1 pseudogene is annotated in these 731 nt (G+C 58.7%); it reads left to right on the forward strand.

Annotated features, from left to right (window positions below):
• Positions 1–139: 139 nt before the first annotated feature.
• Positions 140–702 (forward strand): annotated as a pseudogene (locus RIG82_09720) (DDE-type integrase/transposase/recombinase).
• Positions 703–731: the final 29 nt, after the last annotated feature.

Below are 731 nucleotides of genomic sequence, written 5' to 3' on the forward strand. Positions count from 1 at the left end.
ACCGCAGATTGACGCTCCGCGACAAGCCCGAGCGACAAACCCCTTGCCCGCGGCAACACAAACGGCCATCGTCCCTGTGTCGCGGCCAAGGATTCTCATCCTGATTGTCGCGCTGATCTCACCCTGATTGTCGCGCTATAGCCCAGCCTATGTGGTAGTGTCGGCGGCCGACGAGTTCCGGGACAAGACGACCAGGCCGAACCAGCTGTGGCAGACCGACTTCACTTACCTGAAGGTCATCGGCTGGGGCTGGTTTTACCTGTCCACCATCCTCGACGACTTCAGCCGCTACATCATCGCCTGGAAGCTTTGCACGACGATGAAGTCGGGCGACGTCACCGACACGCTGGACCTGGCGCTGCAGGCTTCGGGCTGCGATCAGGCGACGGTGCTGCACAAGCCACGGCTGCTCTCGGACAATGGGTCGAGTTACCCCAGACCCAGGGCAAGATCGAGCGGTGGCACCAGACTCTGAAGAACCGCATCCTGCTGGAAAACTACTACCTGCCGGGTGATCTCCGACAGCAGATCGACGCATTTGTCGATCACTACAACCACCGACGATACCACGAGAGCCTGCAGAATCTCACACCCTCCGACGTATACTTCGGACGGGGCCAGACCATTCTGAAACAGCGAGAAAAGATCAAACGAAAGACCATCGAAGCGCGACGCTTGCTTCACCGCAAATCCGCCGCATAATCAAACCAACCAGATGAGCCAGACCCATT

The sequence above is a fragment of the Phycisphaeraceae bacterium genome, assembly GCA_040222855.1.
In the GTDB taxonomy this organism is placed as follows: domain Bacteria; phylum Planctomycetota; class Phycisphaerae; order Phycisphaerales; family Phycisphaeraceae; genus Mucisphaera.